Here is a 22,607-nt window from a genome sequence, read left to right on the forward strand (position 1 = left end):
GCCCCAATCCGCCGTATTAAAACGCGATAGAGATAACCGTTGCCTTTGGGTCCGATTTCAAAGGACCGGCTCTGGATATATAGCCCCCCAGCCCCCCGGGGCCATAGTTTCGAGATAGGACTCTCAGGCAACGACTCCCTTCTTACGTTTTGGTCCCCATCCAAAACGAACCCTCTCCCTCGACGTCGTGTTCGACAGGACCGGTGCCACCGCGCCGGTCCTGTCGGCGTTGCCGCATTGCAAGGGTTTCATTTGAGCACAAACGGTATTTTGTGCGTATATAAAGTTACAGAGTGGGGGAAACTCGGATATTCGATCTCAATGATAGCAAAGCGTAAGGCGGCATCGAAGCCGCGCCCAAAAGCCACCGCCAATCCATTGATGATGAAATGGAACGGCGAATTCGCCATGCCGCCATTCGAGAAAATCGAGGCGCGCCATTTCAAACCGGCGCTCGAAGCGGCGTTTCGCGAGCACAAAGCAGAAATCGAAAAGATCGCACGCAATCCGGCAAAGCCGACGTTCGCCAATACGATCATCGCTCTTGAAAAGAGCGGCTGGCAGTTGTCCCGCGTCGCGTCGGTTTTCTGGAATCTCGAAGGCTCGGATTCGACGCCGGAATTGCAGGAAGTCGCGCGCGATATGGCGCCTCGTTTTGCAGCGCACGAAACGCAGATTCTGCTTGATAAGCGCCTCTTCAAGCGTGTCGACGCTCTTTACGAGCGCCGCGATGCGCTGAAGCTCAATGATGAAGACCTGCGTGTGCTCGAACGCCACCATCTGGAATTCGTTCGCGCGGGCGCACGGCTGTCGTCGGCAGACAAATCACGCGTGAAAGAGATCAATGCGCGCCTCGCGACGCTCGTCACGCAGTTCATGCAGAACGTCTTGAAAGACGAGCAGTCCTGGCAGCTCGTTCTCGACGGCGAGAACGATTTGGCCGGACTGCCTCAAACGCTCAAGGACAGTGCGGAACGGGCGGCCGCTGATGTGGGTCTTCCGGGCAAGGCGATCGTGACGCTGGCGCGGTCGAGTGTCGAAGGGTTCCTGACGTACTCTGCCCGTAGAGATTTGCGGGAGCAGGCGTTCAACGCCTGGATCAGCCGCGGTGCGCGCGCTGGCGATACCGACAACAGGCAGATCGTTGCCGAAGCGGTTGCCTTGCGTGGCGAATATGCGCGGCTGATGGGCTTCAAGTCGTATGCCGAATTCAGCCTGCAGGACACGATGGCGAAGACGCCGGTTGCCGTCGATGAGCTTCTTCGCGCCGTGTGGGCGAAGGCCATCGTGCGCGCCAAAGGCGAACGCGATCTGCTGGCGGCCGAAGCGCAGAACGCGGGCGACAATTCGGAAATCATGCCATGGGACTGGCGCTACTATTCCGAAAAGGTGCGCCAGGCGAAGTACGATTTCGACGAGTCGAAGCTGCAGCCCTATCTCGAACTCGATCACATGATCCGCGCCGCGTTCGACACGGCGACGAAGCTCTTCGGATTGAAGTTCAAGGAGCGCAAGGATCTGCCGCGCTATCACCCCGAGGTGCGCGTGTGGGAGGTGCTCGACAAGAAAGGCCAGCACGTCGGCATCTTCATGGGCGATTATTTCGCGCGGGCGACGAAGCGCTCCGGCGCGTGGATGTCGTCATTCCGCTCGCAGCACAAGCTCGGCAAGGGCCAGACGCCGATCATCATCAACGTCTTGAATTTCACGAAGGGCGGCGACGGCATGCCGCCGCTACTGTCGTTCGATGATGCGCGCACGCTGTTCCACGAATTCGGGCACGGGCTGCACGGGTTATTGTCCAACGTGACGTATCCGTCGATCTCGGGAACGTCAGTGTCGCGCGATTTCGTCGAGCTGCCGTCGCAGCTTTACGAGCATTGGCTGTCGACGGCGGACGTGCTCGAAAAGCACGCGCTGCACTACAAGACCGGCAAGCCGATGCCGAAATCCCTGCGGCAGCGGCTGACGGCGGCGCGCAATTTCAATCAAGGATTTGCGACAATTGAATATACGTCGTCGGCGCTCGTCGATATGGCGCTCTATTCCGCCGACATGTCGGAAATCGGCGATATCGAAGGCTTCGAGCGTGATGCTCTCAACGGCATCGACATGCCGAAAGAGATTGTGATGCGGCACCGGCTGCCGCACTTCATGCACATCATGTCCGGCTATGCAGCGGGCTATTACAGCTATCTGTGGTCGGAAGTGATGGACGCGGATGCGTTCGCGGCGTTCGAAGAGACGGGCAACGTGTTTCATCCGGCGACGGCAAAGAAGCTGCACGAGTTCATTTACTCGGCAGGCAATCGGCGCGATCCGCACGACGCGTACGTGGCGTTTCGCGGGCGGCCGCCGAAGATCGACGGCTTGCTGAAGAAGCGCGGGCTGGCGGCTTGATGATTGGCCCCGGCGACTCCCCTTCGCGGAGCCGGCCGCCGGGGCACCTACCAGAGGCCCGCCATCGTCGCGCCGATGATGGGGCCGCTGCGGCCTTCCTGCACGAGCACGACGACCTTCTGCACGTCGGCCTGCATCATGGCGGCGCGGGGAAGCTGCACCTGCATCGGCTGGCCTTTCCAGATGCCGACGGGAATGAGCTCGTGGACGACGTTGGTGTAGGTCAGCGTCTTGCCGGCGTTCTCGCCATCCTTGACCGGCACCGAACCCGACATCTGGACGACGCCGAGCCAGATCGTCGCCTCGCGCGGGGCATGGCCGGATGCATCGGCGCCCAGCGCGAAGTTCATGGTGTTGCGCTCCTGCCAGAAACGGACCGGCACCTGGCGGGGTCCTCCGGATTTGGAGGTTTCGTCGATAGCTTGCTCGATTGCGGCTTTCGAGGAGCCATTGACAGGGATTTCGCCGTTCACGACCGCCTGCGGCGTGTAGATCTGGCCGTCGCCCCGGGCGCGGGCGTAATTGCGTTGCCGCTCGGTGTTGCGCGGCGAGGCAAAGGTGTCTTTCCAGCCGAGATAGTTCCAGTAGTCGACGGGCAGCGACAGGGCGATGATCGACGGGTCATCGGCGAGCGTCTTCAGCACTTCATCGGCAGGCGGGCAGGACGAGCATCCCTGGCTCGTGAAAAGTTCGACGACGGCTTTGACGGGCTGGTCCGCTGGCCGGTCGACGGGAACTTCCTGGGCTGAAGCGGGAAGGGCGCTGGCACCGACGACGAGGACCGCCAGCAGGAATTCGCGAAAACGCATCAATCGTTAAGCCTCACAGACACTACGGCCGCCGCCTAGTTTATCTTTAGCGCCCACAGACGTCAGGCCAAAGTGAAAGGCGCGAAAGCCTTGTCACGATGGGGTGAGCGTTAAGGGGTTCGTTGGCGGGTGGGGGAGTGTTACGTGGCGTTCTACCTTCCGCGTGGGCGAGACAGGAGCCGGGATAAGGGAGCGGATATCAGCAAACGTGCCCAGTCTCTGTTCGTCGGAAAACCCGGCCAATAATACAAGTGCTCAAAGTCAAACGTTTGGTCCTCGAAGCCTTGGACAAGATACTGCTGATGCCCGATCCGACCCGACAAAAAATCGACTGCATCAAGCGAAGCCCTACCTCATTCGTGAGGACTGTCGAAGCGCGGAGAGAGGGCCCAAGTCCTTTTCGGTATTGAAAGCCGATGCGTTGCTCGAACGATCCGACATCGCCGCACTTTTTGATTACTGAACACGCCTCGACCAGAATGACGTTCGACTGCAAAGACTGATAATAAAGCGGATTGCGTGGCTCCGGTGCGGACCGGGATCGGGCAATTACAAATCGAGGCCATGACCGAAATGAGTGCATTGAGCTGCTATATGGGACAGGCGGCCTTGACGGGAACGAATCGGGAACTATATCAATATGGCATCGTCAAAGGGTTTGTTCGTCATTATCCAAAGTATCCACTTGTGGGAACTTGTGATGATGCCATCCTCTTGACTCTCGAATCGCTACTAGTGCGAATCGACCCTTAGGACCCCACATGAGTAAGCGCCTACATGTCATGAAATTGAACCTTGATCGCCAGAAGGCGGTCGAGGCGATTGACTATGTCGCGCGTCAGTGGCCGGGGGTGACGCAATATTACCTTTGTAAGGTAATGTACTTCGCTGACAAAGAGCACTGTCTCGACTGGGGTCGAACAATTACGGGCGACAGGTACGTCGCCATGGATCACGGCCCAGTTCCTTCACGAGTATATGAGATGCTTAAGCCTGCCTCCGGGGAGGAGGATGAGCTGCTCAATTTGCTTTCGGAGCGGGTCTTGTTTCAGCTGGAAGGAAACAAAATCCACGTCCACTCAAAAGGTACTAATGATTTTTCTTCGCTCTCTGCCACAGACTTAGAATGCTTGAGCAATGCGATTACGTTTTGTAAGCCGTTGGGATTCTCTCGCTTGCGCGAGATAACGCATCGGGAATTAGCTTGGTCACGAGCGGCGAAAGATAATTCTACAAGCAATCCTCCGATGGACTTGGCTGACTGGTTCGAAGGCGGCGATCTTGACCGAGAGAAGGCTGCTGCAGAGTTGATACAGAATGCCAGGCACGGGGTGCGCTAGCTTACAGAAGTGGCATGTCTACCATGTATGGTGTGCGGATTGGATCCCACCACACTACCAATACTGCATTTGTGTCTGTACAATTCGGGAGTGGTTTTTATTTATCAACAGCGAACCTCCACAAGGAAGGAAAGCTAGAGCTTATGCCATTACTATTTCGAATCACGAAACGCATTTTTTGAAGAAACCAGAATCGCATACGCCAACCGCTCCAAACACATTCGCGGATGACCGTGTAGCTAAAGCTTTAGAAAATCCGGATAACGATCTAGGAAAACTTGCTCCCTTTTTGATAGGGCGCATCAAGTGCGCTGTCGAGACTAATCCGTCGCTGACTGACTTTCAGCGCCTTGTGATGTTGTCGGATGATCCGGTTCCATTGAACTAACTTCGTTGCCATTACCCTCTCAGTTCAGGCATCACCGGATGCCATCGCGAGCGACGTGATGCGCTTCGCAATCGGATCTTTGTGCGGTTCTTGATGATCTTCAGGCCAGCGGCGTGCTCCGCCTAATGAGGAATTGTCCGCGCTTCTCGGGGAGAGGGGCGGACAATTTTAAGTTAGCCCCGGCGACACGCGTTCTGCGTGGTGGCCGCCGGGACCAGTCATTTAAGCCGCCAGGTTGCGCAGCACGTAGTGCAGGATGCCGCCGTTCTTGAAGTATTCGATCTCGTCGAGCGTATCGATCCGGCAGAGCACCGGCACGGGCAGCGTCGAGCCGTCGGCGCGGGTGATGGTGATCGTCACGACCTCGCGCGGCTTGACGCTGGCGAGACCGGGAATGGACACGCGTTCGTCGCCCTTGAGGCCAAGCGATTCCCACGATGTGCCTTCGGTGAAGACGAAGGGCGCGACGCCCATGCCGACCAGGTTCGAACGATGGATGCGCTCGAACGACTGCGCGATGACGGCGCGGACGCCGAGCAGGTTCGTGCCTTTAGCCGCCCAGTCGCGTGAGGAGCCGTTGCCGTATTCGACGCCCGCAAAGACAACGAGCGGCACGCCTTCGGCTTCGTACTGCATGGCGGCGTCGTAGATCGGCATTTCGGTGCCCGACGGATAGTGGATCGTCAGGCCGCCTTCCTTCACGTTGCCGTTCGCATCCTTCACCATGTGGTTCTTGATGCGGATGTTGGCGAAGGTGCCGCGCATCATCACTTCATGGTTGCCGCGGCGTGTGCCGTACTGGTTGAAGTCCACCGGCTGCACGCCGTGGTCGAGCAGATACTTGCCGGCCGGGCTCGCGGTCTTGATGGAGCCCGCAGGCGAGATGTGGTCGGTCGTGATCTTGTCGCCGAAGAGACCTAGGATGCGGGCGTTGACGATATCGCCCACGGGCTTGGCTTCACGCGCGATCGACTGAAAGTAGGGCGGGTTCTGGACGTAGGTCGAAGAGCCGTTCCAGCCGTAGGTCAGGCCGCCGCTGGTCGCGATGCCCTGCCAGTTGTTGTCGCCTTTGAAGACATCGGCGTAGCGCGACATGAACATGGAGCGCGTGATGTTGTCGGCGATGAACTGCTGGATTTCCTGCGTCGTCGGCCAGATGTCCTTCAGGAAGACAGGCTTGCCGTCTTTGCCTGTGCCCAAAGGTTCTTTGGTCAGATCCTTCTGAACCGAACCCGCGAGCGCGTAAGCGACGACCAGCGGGGGCGACGCCAGATAGTTCGCCTGCACGTCGGGGCTGACGCGGCCTTCGAAGTTGCGATTGCCGGACAGCACCGCCGCAGCAACGATACCGTTGCCGTTGATGGCTTTCGAAATCTCAGGCGCCAGCGGGCCGGAGTTTCCGATGCAGGTGGTGCAGCCGAAGCCGACGAGGTTGAAGCCGATCTGGTCGAGGAAGGGCTGCAGGCCAGCGTCCGCGAGATAAGCGGCGACGACCTGCGATCCCGGTGCCAGCGATGTTTTCACCCACGGCTTGCTCGTCAGTCCGGCGTTGACCGCGTTGCGGGCGAGAAGACCGGCGGCAATCAGCACGCTCGGGTTCGACGTATTCGTGCAACTCGTGATCGCGGCGATGACGACGTCGCCGTGGCCGATGTCGAAGTCTTTGCCTTCGACGGGCACGCGCTTTGACAGCTCGTCGGGCTTCTTGTATTCGCCGGCGAGCGCCGTTTCGAAACCGGTCTTGATGTCGGTCAGCGCGATGCGGCCTTCGGGACGCTTCGGACCTGCCATCGACGGCACGACATCGCCGAGATCGAGTTCGAGCGTGTCGGTGAAGACCGGATCGGCCGAGCCCGTTTCGCGATAGAGGCCCTGCGCCTTGGTGTAGGCTTCAACAAGGGCGATGCGGTGCGCATCGCGACCCGACATCGTCAGGTAGTTGATGGTTTCCTTGTCGACCGGGAAGAAGCCGCACGTGGCGCCGTATTCCGGGGCCATGTTGGCGATCGTAGCGCGGTCGGCGAGCGTCATACTATCGAGGCCTGGGCCGTAGAATTCGACGAATTTGCCGACGACGCCTTTCTTGCGCAGCATCTGCGTGACCGTGAGCACGAGGTCGGTCGCGGTGACGCCTTCCTTCAGCTTGCCCGTCAGGCGGAAGCCGATGACCTCAGGAATGAGCATCGACTGCGGCTGGCCGAGCATTGCAGCCTCGGCTTCGATGCCGCCGACGCCCCAGCCAAGAACGGCCAAGCCGTTGACCATCGTTGTGTGGCTGTCGGTGCCGACGAGCGTGTCCGGGTACGCAACGGTTGCGCCGTCGGCCATCTCGTTCGTCCAGACGGTCTGGGCGAGATATTCGAGATTGACCTGGTGGCAGATGCCGGTGCCGGGCGGGACGACGCGGAAGTTCTGAAACGCGCCTTGGCCCCACTTCAGGAAGTTATAGCGCTCGCCGTTGCGGGCGTATTCGAGCGCGACGTTGTCGGCCAAGGCTTTCGGCGTGCCGAACTCATCGACGATAACGGAATGGTCGATCACAAGATCGACGGGCACGAGCGGGTTGATCTTCGTCGGATCGCCACCGAGCTTCGTCATGCCGTCGCGCATGGCGGCGAGATCGACAACGGCGGGAACGCCGGTGAAGTCCTGCATCAGCACGCGGGCCGGGCGGAAGCCGATTTCTTTCTCGGTTTTGCCTTTGTTATCGAGCCATTCGGCCATGGCCATGATGTCGGCCTTGGTGACCGAGCGGTTGTCCTCGTGACGAAGGAGATTTTCGAGGAGAACCTTCATGGAATAGGGAAGGCGCGAGATGCCTTTAAGGCCGTTAGCCTCGGCATCGGGCAGGGAATAGTAAACGTAAGTCTTACCCTCGACGGTGAGGGTTTTCTTGCATTTGAAGCTGTCGTCGGAAATGGGTGTAAGGGCGCTCAAGGTCAGGCCTCCGAAAGATTAAGACGAAGGGCTGCGCCGCCGGTGTGCCGACGGAATCGAGGACGCCCCGCGGCACATAGGACTGGGCCGCGCGACCCCCTCGCTTTTGCGCTAGCGAAGGATACAACGTGCCTTTTATATAAGCATATCGAAAAGAAAAGCCCAATCGTGCGGATGGCCAAATTGCCCCGCCTTTGCTCAATTCGACATCATGGAATCCGATCACTGTGCAGCTTATTGCTGAAGACTTGACCATCGACCGCGGGCCGCGGCGTGTCATCGAGGGGTTGTCGTTCGACGTTAAGCACGGCGAAGCCCTGGTGCTGACGGGAGCAAATGGCATCGGCAAGACGACGTTGCTGCGAACGCTGGCCGGATTCATCCGTCCGTTTCGCGGTTCTGTTCGTCTCGAAGGCGGCGATCCGGAGCTGTCAGTCGCGGAGCAGGCGCACGCGATCGGTCACGCCAATTCGGTGAAGTCGAGTTTGACGGTGATCGAGAACGCGACGTTCTGGAACGCCTATCTGGAAGCGAAGGATCATTCGCTAGAGCGGATCGACGCTGCGCTTCGGCATTTCGGATTGGAAGAGCTTGGCGAATTTCCCGCGGCGTATCTTTCGGCCGGACAAAAGCGGCGGCTCGGACTGTCGCGCCTGCTCCTCGCGCACCGGCCGCTGTGGCTGCTCGACGAGCCCACGGCATCGCTCGACGCGGCGTCGTCGGAGCGGCTGGTGGCGGCGGTGAACGCGCATACGCGCGAGGGCGGGCTTGCCGTCATTGCAACGCATTTGCCATTGGCGCTGGAGCGGGCGCGGACGCTCGATCTCGTGGCGCATAGGATGGCGGCGTGAAAAGTTTCTGGGCTCTCATCAAGCGTGACTTGCGATTGGCAGTCCGCGAGGGTGGCGCCATCGGCACGGCGCTGGGCTTTTTTCTCGTGGTCGTCTCGCTGATGCCGCTCGGGCTCGGCCCGGATCTCAATCTGCTCGCGCGGATCGCGGCGGGCATTCTGTGGATCGCGCTGTTGTTGGCAGCGCTGCTGTCGCTCAACCGTATTTTCGAGGCGGATTACGAAGACGGGACGCTTGATGTGCTGGCGACCGGGCCGCTGCCGCTCGAGCTTGTCAGCGCCGCAAAAGCTTTAGCCCACTGGATCACCACGGGAATTCCGCTGGCGATCATGGCGCCGGTGCTCGGTATCCTCCTCAATCTCGATCTCAATTCTTACCCTATTCTTGTGGCAACAACCTTAATCGGGACGCCGGCGGTGAGTTTTCTGGGGGCGATCGGCGCGGCATTGACCATGAAGACACGTCGCGGCGGCCTGCTTCTAGCCGTGATTGTGCTTCCGTTCTATGTGCCGACGCTGATTTTCGGCATATCGGCCGTCAGCGCCAGCGCGGGACCCGATGGGCTTAGTGCGTCGTTTCTCATTCTGGCGGCGGTGTCGCTGGTTACGGTCGTGCTGGGGCCGGTGGCGGCAGCTGCTGCGCTTCGGATCCAGTTGCAGTAATTCTCCAAATGGTAACCTCAGGCTTCATTGCGCCGTATCGTTTAAAGGCTTAAATCCCGCCCATGCAGACGCTTACGCAACGCCTCGCCAATCCGACACGGTTCATGGAGCTTTCCGCTCGCGTGCTGCCGTGGGTGACGGCCGCTTCGGCTATCCTGTTGGTTTACGGTCTTTATTTGGCATTTCTGGATTCGCCGCCTGACTATCAGCAGGGCGAGACGGTCCGGATCATGTACATCCATGTGCCGTGCGCGTGGCTCTCGATGATGATTTACGGGCTGATCGCTCTGTCGAGTTTCGGGCTGCTCGTGTTTCGTCATCCGCTGGCGGACGTTTCGGCGAAGGCTGCGGCGCCGCTCGGCGCGGCGTTCACGTTCCTGGCGCTGGTGACCGGTTCGCTCTGGGGCAAGCCGATGTGGGGCACCTACTGGGTTTGGGATGCGCGACTGACGTCGGTGCTGCTGCTGTTCTTTCTCTATCTCGGCTTGATTGCGCTGCGCTCGGCGCTCGAAGACGAAGGGGCTGCAGCCAAGCTGACAGCCGTCCTGGCGCTCGTTGGCGTGACGCTGCTGCCGATCATCAAGTTTTCGGTCAACTGGTGGAATACGCTGCATCAGCCGTCGACGGACTTTACATCGACTGTCGATCCCAGCATGCGTCTGCCGTTGCTGGTGATGGCGCTAGCGTTCACGCTGATGTTCTTCGCGATGCATCTGAAAGCGATGAGGAACGAGATTCTTCGCCGCCGGGTGAAGGCGCTCAGGACACAGGCGGTCATGGGCCGGGATCGGCTCGCGCCTCAGGCAGCGGAGTGATCGCTATGGATATGGGACCGCACGCTGCTTTCATTTGGCTGTCGTATGCCGTCGTCACGGTGACGGTGATCGGGCTCATCCTTTGGCTTTTGGCTGATGGATGGAAGCAGCGCGCCGAACTCGCCGCGCTGGAACGCCAGGGCGTCAAGCGCCGCTCCTCGCACTGAATAGAGAGAGATGACGGTGGCCCAGGGTCGATCCAATTATTTGCGCTTGTTGCCGGTCGTGATTTTCGTGGTCATCGCAGGCTTTTTCGCGATGGCGCTCAGGTCCGGCGATCCGTCGTTGCTGCCGTCGACGCTCGTCGGTAAGCCGGTGCCGCAGACGACGTTTCCAGCCGTCGAAGGACTGGAAGTGACAGCGGGCAAGTCCGAACCCGGATTTACCTCGGCTGATCTTGCGAAGGGCAAGATCTCGGTCGTCAATTATTGGGCGTCGTGGTGCGTGCCGTGCGTCGATGAGCATCCGATGCTGGAGCAGCTCAAGGAAGAGTCCGGCGTCGACATTTATGGCGTCAACTACAAGGACCAGGCGGCGGCGGCGCGGCGGTTCCTGGGGCGCTACGGCAATCCGTTCACGGCGGTCGGGACCGATGCCGATGGGCGCGCTGCGATCGACTGGGGCGTCTACGGCACGCCTGAGACGTTCGTCGTCAACGGCAGGGGCCACGTGATCTACAAGCACGTTGGACCGATCACGCCGGACTCCCTCAAGACGAAACTGCTGCCGATCATCGCCAAGGCGAAGGCGGAAGCTGCCGCCGCAGCGGCAGGTCCATCATCCTGATCGGCTGAGAAGGTTCGTAGCGGCCACGCCATCAAAGCGCGAAGAACTGACCGCGCGAGTGGTTCAGAACCGTCAGCGTTCCCGACTTGATGTCGAAATGCGCGCCGTGCAGCGACAAGCGGCCTTTGTCTTCCTGCTCTTTCACGAACGGGAAGGTACGCAGATTAGCAATCGACTGCTTGATGGCTTCTTTTTCGAGCGCTTCCTGACGGACGCTCGATGAGCTGGTTTGGTGCGCAGCCAGAACGCTGAGGCGGGCGTCGTCGAGCATCGACATCCATTTCGAAATGAAATGCGCGTCCGTCTGGATGGCGGCGTTCTGGTCAAGCGCGGCCTTCACGCCGCCGCAGCCCGAATGGCCCATGACGATCATGTTTTTCACGCGCAGGTTCAGCACCGCAAATTCCATCGCGGCGCTGACGCCGTGATATTTGCCGCTGACTTCGTAGGGCGGGACAAGATTGGCGACGTTACGCACGACGAACAGCTCGCCCGGCATGGCTGAGAAGATCGTCTCGGGATCGACGCGGCTGTCAGAGCACGAGACAATCATCGTCTCGGGGCTTTGCCCGTGTGTCGCGAGTTCTTCGTAATGGTCGGCGTTCGGAACGAAATGGCGATGACGGAAGCGGCGGTAGCGGTCCGCCAACGTTTCGGGAAAGCTGCTCATTATCGTTTTTCCTCCGCCATCGGCGGGGCTCCCTTGCTCGTGACCAAAACGATGTAGCCGACCACCGCTGCCAGCAGGGACCCTGCCATAACGCCGAGACGCACTTCCGCGGTCAGCGTGGGGTCGGGGAACGCCAGCAGGCCAATGAACAAGCTCATCGTGAAACCGATGCCGCCGAGAATTGCGGTCCCGAAGAGCTGCATCCGAGATGCACCGTGAGGCATTTCTCCGAGGCCGCTGGCAATCGCAGCGCGCACTGCGCCGTATATGCCGAGTGGCTTGCCGAGGAAAAGACCCAACGCGATGCCGACGGGGATTTGCGACAGCATGTCATTCATCGACAGGTCGCCAAGCGCCAATCCGGCGTTGGCGAGAGCGAAGATCGGCATGATGCCGAAGCTGACCCAAGGGCTTAACGTGTGCTCGAGCGCCGGGAGCGGGCCGTCAACGCCTTTGACGGGGCTGGAACATGGGATCATCAAAGCGGTCACGACACCCGCGATGGTTGCATGCACGCCCGACTTCAACACGCAGAGCCAAACAAAGGCTCCGACGAGCAGATAGGGCCAGACCCGCATAACGTTGAGCCGGTTCATGACCGCCATCACGGCGACGCCGGTAGCGGCCAATCCCAATGCCGTGAACGACAGTTCGTATGTGTAGAAAAAAGCGATGATCAGAATGGCGCCGAGATCGTCGATGATGGCGAGGGCGAGCAGGAAGACCTTCAGCGTCGGCGGGACGCGCTTGCCCAGCAGCGCCATCACGCCGACGGCAAACGCGATGTCGGTTGCTGCCGGAATGGCCCAGCCGCGCAGGTGCTCCGCGTTATTGAAATTGACCGAAGCATAGATCAGCGCTGGTACCGCCATGCCGCCAATCGCACCGAAGATCGGCAGCATGGCGGCGGATGGTTTCGAGAGCGCGCCGCGAATGGCCTCCCGCTTGATTTCGAGGCCGACGACCAGAAAGAAAATGACCATCAGGCCGTCGTTGATCCAGTGGTGAATTTCTTTCGTGAGAGAGAAGGGTGCGACGCCGAGCTGAACTTTGGTCGTCAATATGTGCTCGTAGGTGTCGTGCAGAGGGGAATTGGCAAGGAACAGCGCCAAGACCGCGGCGGCAAGCAAAACAAGGCTGGCAAGAACTTCTCTGCTAATGCCTTCCGCGCTTGATTCTGGCTTCATATCTGCGGAGTCCCTCCATAAAAATGATCCCCGGGCAGATATGCCGGTTCATTCCACGCGCAGCAACCCAAAGCGGGCGTGGCGCGCGAATGTCACTCACGCTGCAGCTTCGATGGACACAGGAGAGATGTGCCGCCAATCGACGAAATTCGGCAGCATGCGATCGGTGCCGCGGCTGATTTCGAGCGCGCGGCGAACGCCGCCGAGAGCGTAAGCCAGCGCCGTCTGAGGCTGTTCGCCGTGCATGAGTTTGGCGGTGAGGCAGCCTGCGAAGATGTCGCCGGTGCCATGGGGCACGTCGGCCCATTTCTCGACGCGGCCGATGAAGGTGCGGTTCGCAGCCGTCAGCACGGTAGCGAGCGAGGTTGGCCCGTCCGGAATTGACGTTCCGGCGAGGATGGGGCGGCTGAGGCTGGCGATTGCGGTGACGGCATCGGCCGGCGATTGGACATCGATGCCGGACAGCCACGACAACTCGAAGCGGTTCGGCGTCATGATGTCGGCCAGCGGCATGAGCAGATCGCGGATGCCGTGTGCGGATCGTTCGTCAATGTAGAGGCCGCCGGGGTCGTCGCCGAAGATCGGATCGCAGATATAGGCGATCTCGGGCTTTGCGGCGCGCAGACGCGTTACAGCTTCGGCGACGATTTCGACGTGCTGGAGCGATGGTAGGTAGCCGGAGAAAATCGCGTCGAACGAGGCCAGCCAGCCATTGTCGGCGAGGGCGCGGACCATGTCTCCGACAAGCCTCGGGTCGAGCGTAATGCCGGCGATATGGGCGCGGATCGGATGGTTCGACAGCACAACCGTCGGCAGTCCGACGACGTCGATGCCGGCGGCGAGCAGGGGCGGGCTTGTTGCGGTCAGCCCAACGGGATCATGCGCAACATACGACGAGATCATAAGAATGCGGCGCATAGGGACCAAAGAGTTTCGCGATTGGACTTTGCCGCGCGATGGGCAAGCCAACGCCAGCGCTCGGAATTGCGATTTATTCGAAAGTTTAGTCGCGGTCGATGTTGCAAACGTGCATGCTGCGATGCAAAATCAACGCATTTTCTACGGGAGTCGATGCGATGGCCATGAGACCCAGACGCAGCGTCCTCTATTTGCCCGGCGACAACGAGCGAGCTCTCGAAAAAGCCAAAACGCTGCCGGCGGATTCGATCATCATCGATCTTGAGGACTCAGTCGCACCACCTAACAAGGAAAAGGCGCGAGCGCAGGCAACCGCTGCGATCCACGAAGGCGGTTTCGGGTCGCGCGAGGTGATCCTGAGGGTCAATCCGATAGAAACGCCGTGGGGGATGGCCGATCTGCATGGGGCTATGGCCGCCGTTCCGGACGCCATTCTCATTCCAAAGGTTTCGAACTCCGGCGATATCACCGGTACGGCGAAGGTCATCAAAGCATCGGACGCCGATCCGCGCATTCGCCTCTGGGCGATGATCGAGACGCCGATGGGGATCATCAACGCCAAGGAAATTGCCGCCTGTGCGCCCGACCAGGACAACCGGCTTGTCTGCTTCGTGCTCGGCACGAACGATCTCCTGAAAGAGAGCCGGGCACTCGCAAGCCGCAACCGTTTCGCCGTCGTGCCGTGGTTGGCGATGACGCTGGTGGCCGCGCGGGCTTATGGGCTCGATGTCATTGATGGCGTCTACAACGATTTTAAGGACGAATCCGGTTTTCGCGCCGAATGCGAGCATGGCCGCACGCTGGGCATGGACGGCAAGACGCTCATCCATCCGTCGCAGGTCGTGCCGTGCAACGAAGTCTTTTCACCGACGATCGAGGAAATCGCCTGGGCGCATAAGATCATCAAAGCCTTCGAAGAGCCCGAGAATGCGCGCAAGGGGGTGATTACGGTTGAGGGGCGCATGGTCGAACGCCTGCATCTCGTGATGGCGAGGCGTGTCGCCGCCATCGCCGATGCCATCAACGCGCGATCGAAAGTTGAGGAGCCGTGGTTTTAGTAAATGGCGCCTCCGACGCGCTTCGTGCGGCCCTTGATCGCGTCCCCGACCTTTCAAAAAAGGGTTGCGGTCTGATCCCGACATCCTGAAAAGAACCAAAACCCGAAGCCCGTGCGTAAGGGCTTCCCGAACCATAAGGCGGGGATTGATGGCCGGAACCAAGACAAACGCAGGAAACTTCTTCGAAGATTTCACTTACGGCCAAGTCATTCATCACGCTACGCCACGCACCGTCACCGACGGCGATGTGGCGCTTTACACCTCGCTTTATGGGTCGCGCTTTGCGGTGCAATCCGCGGATACTTTCGCCAAGGCCATCGGTTATCCGAAGGCTCCGCTCGACGATATGCTCACGTTCCATGTCGTGTTCGGCAAGACAACGCCGGATATCTCTCTCAACGCCATCGCCAATCTCGGCTACGCCGATTGCCGGTTCCTGAAGCCTGTCTATCCGGGCGATACGCTGTCGGCGACGTCGGAAGTGATTGGTCTGAAGGAAAATTCCAACGGCGAGACGGGCACCGTTTACGTGCGTTCGACGGGGCGCAATCAGGATGGCGAAGTCGTCCTCGAATATTGCCGCTGGGTGATGGTGCGCAAGCGCTCCAAGGGTTCGCCGGCGCCGGAAGCGGTGGTGCCGAAGCTTCCCGAGCGTGTTGATCCGGAAGTTCTTGCGTCGGCGGTCCCGGCGCTCGACATCAGCAAATATGATTTCGCGCTGTCGGGTTCGCCGCATCGCTGGGGCGATTATGAGCCGGGCGAGAAGATCGATCATGTCGACGGCATGACATTGGAAGAAGCCGAGCATCAGATCGCGACGCGGCTTTATCAGAATACGGCGAAGGTCCATTTCAATCAGCACACCGAATCCAAAGGCCGGTTCGGCAAGCGGATCGTCTATGGCGGCGTTGTCATTTCACTGGTGCGGGCGCTGTCCTACAACGGGCTCGGCAATGCCTTCCACCTGGCAGCCATCAACGGCGGCCGGCACGTGGCGCCGACGTTCGCCGGCGATACGATCTACGCGTGGTCGGAAATTCTGGAGAAAGCCGAGATTCCCGAACGGAAGGACGTCGGCGCGCTTCGGGTTCGTCTCGTCGGCGTCAAAAACCAGGATTGCGCGTCACTGCCGCTCAAGACTCCGACGGGCGAGTACGCCGAAGGGGTTGTTCTCGATCTCGATACGTGGCTTGTGCTTCCCCGCTAAGGGCATTCAGCGGCAGCGGGGCTGGCTGACGCCTGTGCCTTGGCGCTAGCGACTTCGGGGCAGGAAGCGGGGGAACACGTCGCATGAACCTCAGAGCGGACGTCAGTGCGAACCTCAAGGCGAGCATCAGAACAATCGGTCGCGTGGCGCTGGGTGTGCTCGTTCTGGCCGTGGCCGGACCGGCAGATGCGGCAGGCGAAAAGGCCGTTGCCGAGATCAAGCTCGCAAATGGATCGAGTGCGGGAACGGTGACGCTGACCGACGTGTCCTCCGGCGTGCTTCTCGCATTCGATCTCAAAGGCTTGCCGCCGGGCGCTCACGCTTTTGGCGTGCATGAGGGCGGCAAATGCGAGGGCGATTTTTCGTCCGCCGGGCCGACCTACAATCCACTCGGCGCTCAGCACGGCTTCATGAACGATGAAGGTCCGATGGCGGGCGATCTTCCCAACATCGTCGCCGGACCCGACGGCACGGCGCGCGCCGAAATGATGACAACGTATCTCCACTTTAACGTCGGCGCCGACGATACGCTTTTCGATGCCGATGGATCATCGCTTGTCATCTATGACAAGGCCGATGACTATCGGACCGATCAGGATGGCAGCGGGGAAAAGCGGATCGCTTGCGGTGTGATCAAACAGCAATAGCGTTCAGTGGGACGCGAAATTCACGTTGATCAATCGACGTGATGCCGCTTTGCCGATGCGCACGCCGGACCTGAAATTGTAAATCTCCAAAGGGCCGCGATTCGATCGTATGTATGCGTCGCAATTAGCCGGCCGGACATTCGAAGCGAGATGCGGTGATCAATCAAGTTGCAATCATCGGTGCGGGTCTGGCGGGGCTTTCATGTGCGCAGACGTTGCGGAGCGCGGGCATTTCCGTTGAGGTTTTTGAAGAAGACCGCAACGTCGGCGGCCGTCTCGCAACGACCTGTCTCGGCAGCGACCGGTTCGATCCGGGTGCGCAATATCTCTTGGCGCAAACGGATGAATTCGGGCGTTATCTCTCGGAGATTGCGGGTCTCGGGTTCGCGGATACCTGGACGCCGCGACAGTGGAAACCAGGGCCCGGCAAAACCGTCCGCGAGCCGTGGATTGTCGGGACGCCCGGTATGTCGTCGATCGTGCGTCCGATGGCCGATGGCGTGCGTGTCTCGGTCGGTCGGCGGGTGCAATCGCTCGAACGGCGTGAGAAAGGCTGGCACCTCTGGTTCGCAGACGAAGCATCGGCTGGGCCGTTCGAAGCGGTCGCGATCGCCGTTCCTGCGGCAGCGGCGTTGCCGCTGACGGAACGGATCGACCGTCTCGCGTCGCCGCTGCGGAACGTGTTGATGCTGCCCTGCTGGTCATTGATGGTCCGCCTGGATCAAAAGAAAACTTCGGAGCATGACGTTTTCACCGACGTCTCAGAGGTCGTGCGGTGGATCGCACACGATAACACGAAGCCGGGGCGCGATCCCAGGGGCGAGGCCCTTGTCATTCACGCCTCATCGGCGTGGAGCCTGGCGGCGGAGCAGGCTGACCCCGAAGATGTGGCGGAAGAGCTTTGGAGCGAGGTCGGGGAGTTTTTAAATCTGCCCCCTGTCAGACCGTCGCGGATGACAGCCTTCCTCTGGCGCCAGGGTATCGTCGGCAGGGCGCTGGGCGAGACGCATCTTTACTGTCCGGAAACGCAGGTCGGCGTTGCGGGGGACTGGTGCCTCGGCAGCTTCGCCGAACATGCCTTTATAAGCGGCCGGCATCTCGGGCAGGCCATTGCTGGCGCGCTCGCCTGAGGCCCGACAGAATCTATGTGGCATTTGGCGAATTGCCGCGCCCGCATTGAGGCGCTAGATATTCGCATCAAATCAAAAAGAAGGACGTCCGATGGCAGTTACATCCGGCCGCGGCGTGCGCCCCAAGCGGCCGCTTTCACCACATCTGCAAATCTATTCGCCGCTTATCAACATGGTGATGTCGATCGTGCATCGCATCACGGGGGCGGCGCTTTATTTCGGTTCGCTGCTGCTCGCCTGGTGGCTGATCGCAGCCGCGAGCGGACCGGACGCCTACAACTATTTTCTGAGCTGGTGCGATACGTGGTTCGGCAAGCTGGTGTTGCTCGGCTATACGTGGGTTCTGATGCATCACATGATGGGCGGCATCCGCCACTTCATCTGGGATAGTGGCCACGGCTACGACCTTGAGACGGTCGATCTGTTGTCGTGGGGGTCGCTTGCCGCGTCGCTGGCGTTGACGGCGATTGTCTGGATCGCGGTTGCTATGGGGGCCGTCTGATGACCACGATGCGGACACCGCTGAAAAAAGTACGTTATCTCGGCTCGGCCAAAGAAGGCGCCGACCATTTCTGGACACAGCGCGTGACGGCGGTCGCGAACCTGTTCCTCGGGATCTTTCTCGTTTGGCTGATCGTTTCGCTGCTTGGCGCGGACTACGCGACGGCGAAACAGAAGCTTGCGCACCCATTGATTGCGATTCCGCTTCTCGGTCTTGTACTTTCTGGCACCGTGCATATGCGGATCGGCATGCAAGTCATCATCGAAGATTACGTACACGAAGAAGGGCTTAAGGTGGTGGCCTTGATGCTCAACACCTTCTTCGCCATTGCCATCGCACTCGCGTGCGTGTTCTCGATTTTGAAACTGAGTTTTGGAGCCTGAGCCTGATGTCGCAATTGAATGGCAAGGCCAACGGCGCGGGTGCCGCGCCGTCGCAGATCGGCAAAGCCTATCCGCTGCACGATCATGTCTATGATGTCGTTGTCGTCGGTGCGGGTGGCGCAGGACTGCGTGCGACGCTTGGCTGCGCGGAAGCAGGTCTTAAAACGGCTTGCGTGACGAAGGTGTTCCCGACGCGCTCGCATACGGTTGCGGCGCAAGGCGGTGTGGCGGCGGCGCTCGGCAACATGGGCCGCGACGACTGGCGTTGGCATATGTACGACACCGTCAAAGGCTCCGACTGGCTCGGCGACCAAGACGCCATCGAATATCTGTGCCGGAACGCGCCGGCCGCCGTCTATGAGCTCGAGCACTATGGCGTGCCGTTCTCGCGCACCGAAGACGGCAAGATCTACCAGCGCCCATTCGGCGGCATGACGACCGACTACGGCGAGGGTCCGCCGGCACAGCGCACGTGTGCTGCTGCCGACCGCACCGGCCACGCGATGCTGCATACGCTTTACGGACAGTCGCTGCGCCACGCGGCGGAATTCTTCATCGAATATTTCGCGCTCGATCTCATCATGGATCAGGACGGTGCATGCCGGGGCATCATCGCGCTCAATCTCGATGACGGCACGCTGCATCGCTTCCGTGCGAAGAAGACCATTCTGGCGACGGGTGGTTACGGGCGGACGTATTTCTCGTGCACCTCGGCGCATACCTGCACCGGTGACGGCAATGCCATGGTTCTGCGCGCAGGTTTGCCGCTGCAGGACATGGAATTCGTGCAGTTCCATCCCACCGGTATTTACGGCGCGGGCGTGTTGATTACCGAAGGTGCGCGCGGCGAAGGCGGGTATCTGACGAACTCCAAGGGCGAGCGCTTCATGGAGCGCTATGCGCCGCACGCCAAAGACCTCGCCTCGCGCGACGTCGTCTCGCGCTCGATGACGATCGAAATTCGCGAAGGTCGCGGCGTCGGCCCGGATGCCGACCATATCTATCTGCATCTCGACCATCTCGATCCGAAGATTCTGGCCGAGCGTCTGCCGGGCATTACAGAGAATGCGAAGGTGTTCGCAGGCGTCGATCTTCGCCGTCAGCCGATCCCGGTGTTGCCGACGGTGCACTACAACATGGGCGGCATCCCGACGAATTATCACGGCGAAGTGCTGACCAAGAAGAACGGCGATCCCGATCATGTCGTGCCGGGCCTGATGGCGATTGGCGAAGCGGCGTGCGTCTCGGTGCACGGCGCCAACCGTCTGGGCTCGAACTCGCTGATCGATCTCGTCGTGTTCGGTCGTGCGGCCGGTCTGCGCTGTGCCGAGACGATCGAGCAAGGCGCAATGCAGTCGGACCTGCCCAAGGACGCACACGAACCGGCGCTTGCCCGCCTCGATCATTTCCGCAACGCCAGTGGCTCGACACCGACGGCGGCGCTGCGCCTGCGCATGCAGAAGATCATGCAGTCGAACTGTGCCGTTTTCCGCGATGGCCCGGTGCTGAAAGAAGGCGTCGAGAAGATCACGCAGGTCTGGCGCGATGCGGCGGATATTTCCGTCACCGACCGGTCCCTGGTGTGGAATTCCGATCTCGTTGAAACGCTGGAATTCGACAACCTGATCGCGCAAGCAGCCGTTACGGTGGTAGGCGCCGAAAACCGTCAGGAAAGCCGCGGCGCGCACGCGCGCGAAGATTTTCCGAAGCGTGACGATGTCAATTGGATGAAGCACACGCTGGCATGGGCCGATTACGGGACGCAATCGGTTAAGCTCGACGATCGTCCGGTGCACACGAAGACCATGACCAACGAGGTCAAATATATCGAGCCCAAAGCCCGCGTTTATTGAGCCGTTCCAGCTTTTATCGAGTCGCGCTTCTCATCCGGAAAACCGGTGCCCGGCTTTTCCGGAAGCGCTCCGGATGAGTAGAAATAGCGCCGCTTTGGGAAGTCGCTTATGGTGCGGCCGCTATTGAAGGGGCGGGCGCGATTGTGACGAAGATCAGTACGGACGAGAGCGACGATACCGACACGCGCATGCCGCCCGATCCGTTCGCGGCGGTGCTGCCGGCGCTGGCGGCTCTTGGCGCCATCGCGTCGATCGCGGCCATTAACTGGTCGGGACAGGAAAAGGTCGCAACGCGCACCCGGACCAAGCGCAAGACGGGTGCCGCGCTTCGCGACCTGGAAACCTGTTGTCTCGGCCTCGTCGAGATCTTCAAGCGTTTCCAGAAGCATCCGAGGGTTTTTGCAGGTGGCGGCGGACAGGCTTCCGCGCCGCTGAAATTCGGGGTGCACGGACAGCGCATCCGTGCCGACGCTCAGCGGCTTTATCTGCAACTGATGAATGATATCGCCTCGATGTTGGTGCTCGCCACGCAGAACGCGTTCGACGTCATGACCGCGATCGAAGATGGGGATGTCGAGGCGCCGGAAGAGATCTTCTTTGGCTTCGGCGAGCAGCAAGAGCGGCTTAACGAGATCATCCAGTCGCGGGTGCCGCTCCGGGTCGCGGTCGAAACGGGGGCCGAGATCGCGGAAAGCCTTGTGGGACTGGTCCGGGAGCTCAAGAAACACCAGAAATCCGGTTAGGGCCAAAGAACCGCATCCGCCGCGGGCCCATGCCGTTGACAGGGGACGACGTTCAAGCTTCTGTCAGCGTCACAAGGATTTCGTTGGCGGGAACACCGGCACTCTCATGGTTCAGCTCACTCTTCCGAAAAATTCGACAATCTCCGAAGGCAAGACCTGGAATAGGCCGGACCGCGAGGGGGATTGGAAGGAATTCCGGATTTATCGCTGGAATCCGGATGACGAACGCAATCCGCGCGTCGACACCTATCATATCGATCAGAAGCAGTGCGGACCGATGGTTCTTGACGCTCTGATCAAGATCAAGAACGAGATCGATCCGACGCTGACGTTCCGCCGCTCGTGCCGCGAAGGCATTTGTGGCTCGTGCGCGATGAATATCGACGGCACCAATACACTCGCGTGCCTGAAGGGCATCGAAGACGTCAAAGGTCCTGTAAAGGTTTATCCGCTGCCGCACATGGAAGTCGTCAAAGACCTCGTGCCGGATCTCACGAATTTCTACGCGCAGCATCGCTCCATCGAGCCGTGGCTCAAGACCGATACGCCGACGCCGCCGAAGGAGTGGAAGCAGTCGCGCGAAGATCGTGAGAAGCTCGACGGGCTTTACGAGTGCATCTTGTGCGCATGCTGCTCCTCGTCGTGCCCGAGCTACTGGTGGAACTCGGATCGCTACCTCGGCCCTGCCATTCTGCTGCAGGCCTATCGCTGGGTGATCGACAGCCGTGACGAAGCGACGGGCGAGCGCCTCGACAATCTGGAAGATCCGTTCCGGCTCTATCGCTGCCACACGATCATGAATTGCGCCAAGGCTTGTCCGAAAGGCTTGTCGCCGGCCAAAGCCATCGCCGAACTCAAGAAACTGATGGTCGAGCGACGCGTGTAAGCGTCTGGCTCGATCGCGTCATAATAAAGGAGCGACCGTGCTGGACATCCTCGATCACATCGGCTTTCCCATCACTGATTACAGCCGATCGCTGAAGTTCTATACCCAGGCGCTGGCGCCGCTCGGCATCAAGCTGCTCAAGGAAGTGAAGTTCTCGGAAGAGGACAACGACGGGTATGCCGGGTTCGGTCGCGAGCGGCCGCAATTCTGGATTGGAACGGGCTCGCCTCTGAAGGGCCGCCTGCATGTCGCCTTCGCCGCGCAGAGCCGCGAGGAAGTGAAAGCCTTCTATGACGCGGCCCTGGCGGCGGGAGGCAAAGACAACGGACCGCCGGGACTTCGGCCGCACTATCACGCCAACTACTACGGCGGCTTCGTTTTCGATCCGGATGGGCACAACATCGAAGCCGTGACGCATCTGCCGGAGTAACGATT

The 22,607-nt window shown here is 60.2% G+C and carries 22 protein-coding genes; 17 read left to right on the plus strand and 5 right to left on the minus strand.

The annotated features are described in order from the left end of the window. Positions 1 to 321: 321 nt before the first annotated feature. The gene (locus HYPMC_RS21170; protein WP_013950177.1) at positions 322 to 2,400 is read left to right on the plus strand and encodes a M3 family metallopeptidase; all 2,079 of its coding nucleotides are present in this window, start codon (positions 322 to 324) and stop codon (positions 2,398 to 2,400) included. Positions 2,401 to 2,447: 47 nt separating this feature from the next. On the opposite strand, the gene HYPMC_RS21175 is transcribed toward HYPMC_RS21170, so the two are convergent. Next, on the minus strand, positions 2,448 to 3,209 hold the full coding sequence (locus HYPMC_RS21175; RefSeq protein WP_013950178.1) for a thioredoxin family protein: 762 nt from the start codon (positions 3,207 to 3,209) through the stop codon (positions 2,448 to 2,450). Between the two features lie 761 nt (positions 3,210 to 3,970). Here HYPMC_RS21175 and HYPMC_RS21180 point away from each other — a divergent pair. Next, on the plus strand, positions 3,971 to 4,549 hold the full coding sequence (locus HYPMC_RS21180) for a Panacea domain-containing protein (protein ID WP_013950181.1): 579 nt from the start codon (positions 3,971 to 3,973) through the stop codon (positions 4,547 to 4,549). Between the two features lie 610 nt (positions 4,550 to 5,159). On the opposite strand, the gene acnA is transcribed toward HYPMC_RS21180, so the two are convergent. Beyond that, complete coding sequence (gene acnA, locus HYPMC_RS21185; protein ID WP_013950183.1) at positions 5,160 to 7,874, minus strand: aconitate hydratase AcnA; 2,715 nt, start codon at positions 7,872 to 7,874, stop codon at positions 5,160 to 5,162. Between the two features lie 227 nt (positions 7,875 to 8,101). Here acnA and ccmA point away from each other — a divergent pair, with 227 nt between their 5' ends. The 5 genes from ccmA to HYPMC_RS21210 all read left to right on the plus strand — a co-directional run bounded on the left by ccmA (position 8,102) and on the right by HYPMC_RS21210 (position 10,988). Continuing rightward, positions 8,102 to 8,725: a heme ABC exporter ATP-binding protein CcmA gene (gene ccmA / locus HYPMC_RS21190; protein WP_013950185.1), complete on the plus strand. Its 624-nt coding sequence runs from the start codon at positions 8,102 to 8,104 to the stop codon at positions 8,723 to 8,725. After that, positions 8,722 to 9,387 carry a heme exporter protein CcmB gene (gene ccmB, locus HYPMC_RS21195; RefSeq protein WP_013950186.1) on the plus strand — a complete coding sequence of 222 codons (666 nt, stop codon included), beginning with the start codon at positions 8,722 to 8,724 and terminating at the stop codon, positions 9,385 to 9,387. The genes ccmA and ccmB overlap by 4 nt, the downstream gene beginning before the upstream one ends. A gap of 62 nt (positions 9,388 to 9,449) precedes the next feature. After that, positions 9,450 to 10,202, plus strand: a complete 753-nt coding sequence (locus HYPMC_RS21200; protein ID WP_013950187.1) for a heme ABC transporter permease — start codon at positions 9,450 to 9,452, stop codon at positions 10,200 to 10,202. An 11-nt stretch (positions 10,203 to 10,213) separates the two neighbouring features. Then, positions 10,214 to 10,369, plus strand: a complete 156-nt coding sequence (ccmD, locus tag HYPMC_RS21205; RefSeq protein WP_024274982.1) for a heme exporter protein CcmD — start codon at positions 10,214 to 10,216, stop codon at positions 10,367 to 10,369. A gap of 10 nt (positions 10,370 to 10,379) precedes the next feature. Further along, positions 10,380 to 10,988, plus strand: a complete 609-nt coding sequence (locus tag HYPMC_RS21210) for a DsbE family thiol:disulfide interchange protein (RefSeq protein ID WP_013950189.1) — start codon at positions 10,380 to 10,382, stop codon at positions 10,986 to 10,988. A gap of 31 nt (positions 10,989 to 11,019) precedes the next feature. Here the strand turns inward: HYPMC_RS21210 and HYPMC_RS21215 are convergent, their stop codons facing one another. The 3 genes from HYPMC_RS21215 to HYPMC_RS21225 all read right to left on the minus strand — a co-directional run bounded on the left by HYPMC_RS21215 (position 11,020) and on the right by HYPMC_RS21225 (position 13,763). Beyond that, positions 11,020 to 11,658, minus strand: coding sequence for a carbonic anhydrase (locus tag HYPMC_RS21215; protein ID WP_013950190.1), 639 nt, complete (start codon positions 11,656 to 11,658; stop codon positions 11,020 to 11,022). Then, entirely contained in the window at positions 11,658 to 12,845 is a 1,188-nt protein-coding gene (gene nhaA, locus HYPMC_RS21220; RefSeq protein WP_013950191.1) for a Na+/H+ antiporter NhaA, read from the minus strand. The genes HYPMC_RS21215 and nhaA overlap by 1 nt, the downstream gene beginning before the upstream one ends. A gap of 96 nt (positions 12,846 to 12,941) precedes the next feature. After that, positions 12,942 to 13,763 (minus strand): PfkB family carbohydrate kinase, encoded by an 822-nt coding sequence (locus HYPMC_RS21225; RefSeq protein ID WP_013950192.1) that lies wholly within the window; start codon positions 13,761 to 13,763, stop codon positions 12,942 to 12,944. A 158-nt stretch (positions 13,764 to 13,921) separates the two neighbouring features. Between HYPMC_RS21225 and HYPMC_RS21230 the strand changes: the two genes are divergently transcribed. The 10 genes from HYPMC_RS21230 to HYPMC_RS21275 all read left to right on the plus strand — a co-directional run bounded on the left by HYPMC_RS21230 (position 13,922) and on the right by HYPMC_RS21275 (position 22,602). Further along, positions 13,922 to 14,821 carry a CoA ester lyase gene (locus HYPMC_RS21230; protein WP_013950193.1) on the plus strand — a complete coding sequence of 300 codons (900 nt, stop codon included), beginning with the start codon at positions 13,922 to 13,924 and terminating at the stop codon, positions 14,819 to 14,821. Positions 14,822 to 14,969: 148 nt separating this feature from the next. After that, positions 14,970 to 16,028 carry a MaoC family dehydratase gene (locus HYPMC_RS21235; RefSeq protein WP_013950194.1) on the plus strand — a complete coding sequence of 353 codons (1,059 nt, stop codon included), beginning with the start codon at positions 14,970 to 14,972 and terminating at the stop codon, positions 16,026 to 16,028. 83 nt (positions 16,029 to 16,111) lie between these two features. Further along, positions 16,112 to 16,675: a superoxide dismutase family protein gene (locus tag HYPMC_RS21240; RefSeq protein ID WP_013950195.1), complete on the plus strand. Its 564-nt coding sequence runs from the start codon at positions 16,112 to 16,114 to the stop codon at positions 16,673 to 16,675. Positions 16,676 to 16,830: 155 nt separating this feature from the next. Beyond that, positions 16,831 to 17,805 carry an NAD(P)/FAD-dependent oxidoreductase gene (locus HYPMC_RS21245; protein WP_013950196.1) on the plus strand — a complete coding sequence of 325 codons (975 nt, stop codon included), beginning with the start codon at positions 16,831 to 16,833 and terminating at the stop codon, positions 17,803 to 17,805. A 91-nt stretch (positions 17,806 to 17,896) separates the two neighbouring features. Further along, on the plus strand, positions 17,897 to 18,307 hold the full coding sequence (gene sdhC / locus HYPMC_RS21250; protein WP_013950197.1) for a succinate dehydrogenase, cytochrome b556 subunit: 411 nt from the start codon (positions 17,897 to 17,899) through the stop codon (positions 18,305 to 18,307). After that, entirely contained in the window at positions 18,307 to 18,690 is a 384-nt protein-coding gene (gene sdhD, locus HYPMC_RS21255) for a succinate dehydrogenase, hydrophobic membrane anchor protein (RefSeq protein ID WP_013950198.1), read from the plus strand. Before sdhC ends, sdhD begins: the two co-directional genes overlap by 1 nt. A gap of 5 nt (positions 18,691 to 18,695) precedes the next feature. Next, complete coding sequence (gene sdhA, locus HYPMC_RS21260; protein ID WP_013950199.1) at positions 18,696 to 20,543, plus strand: succinate dehydrogenase flavoprotein subunit; 1,848 nt, start codon at positions 18,696 to 18,698, stop codon at positions 20,541 to 20,543. Between the two features lie 188 nt (positions 20,544 to 20,731). Continuing rightward, on the plus strand, positions 20,732 to 21,286 hold the full coding sequence (locus tag HYPMC_RS21265) for a hypothetical protein (protein WP_244420939.1): 555 nt from the start codon (positions 20,732 to 20,734) through the stop codon (positions 21,284 to 21,286). A gap of 106 nt (positions 21,287 to 21,392) precedes the next feature. Then, on the plus strand, positions 21,393 to 22,172 hold the full coding sequence (locus HYPMC_RS21270; protein WP_013950201.1) for a succinate dehydrogenase iron-sulfur subunit: 780 nt from the start codon (positions 21,393 to 21,395) through the stop codon (positions 22,170 to 22,172). Positions 22,173 to 22,209: 37 nt separating this feature from the next. Continuing rightward, positions 22,210 to 22,602, plus strand: coding sequence for a VOC family protein (locus HYPMC_RS21275; protein WP_013950202.1), 393 nt, complete (start codon positions 22,210 to 22,212; stop codon positions 22,600 to 22,602). Positions 22,603 to 22,607 lie beyond the last annotated feature (5 nt).

It is taken from the genome of Hyphomicrobium sp. MC1 (assembly GCF_000253295.1).
Lineage (GTDB): Bacteria > Pseudomonadota > Alphaproteobacteria > Rhizobiales > Hyphomicrobiaceae > Hyphomicrobium_B.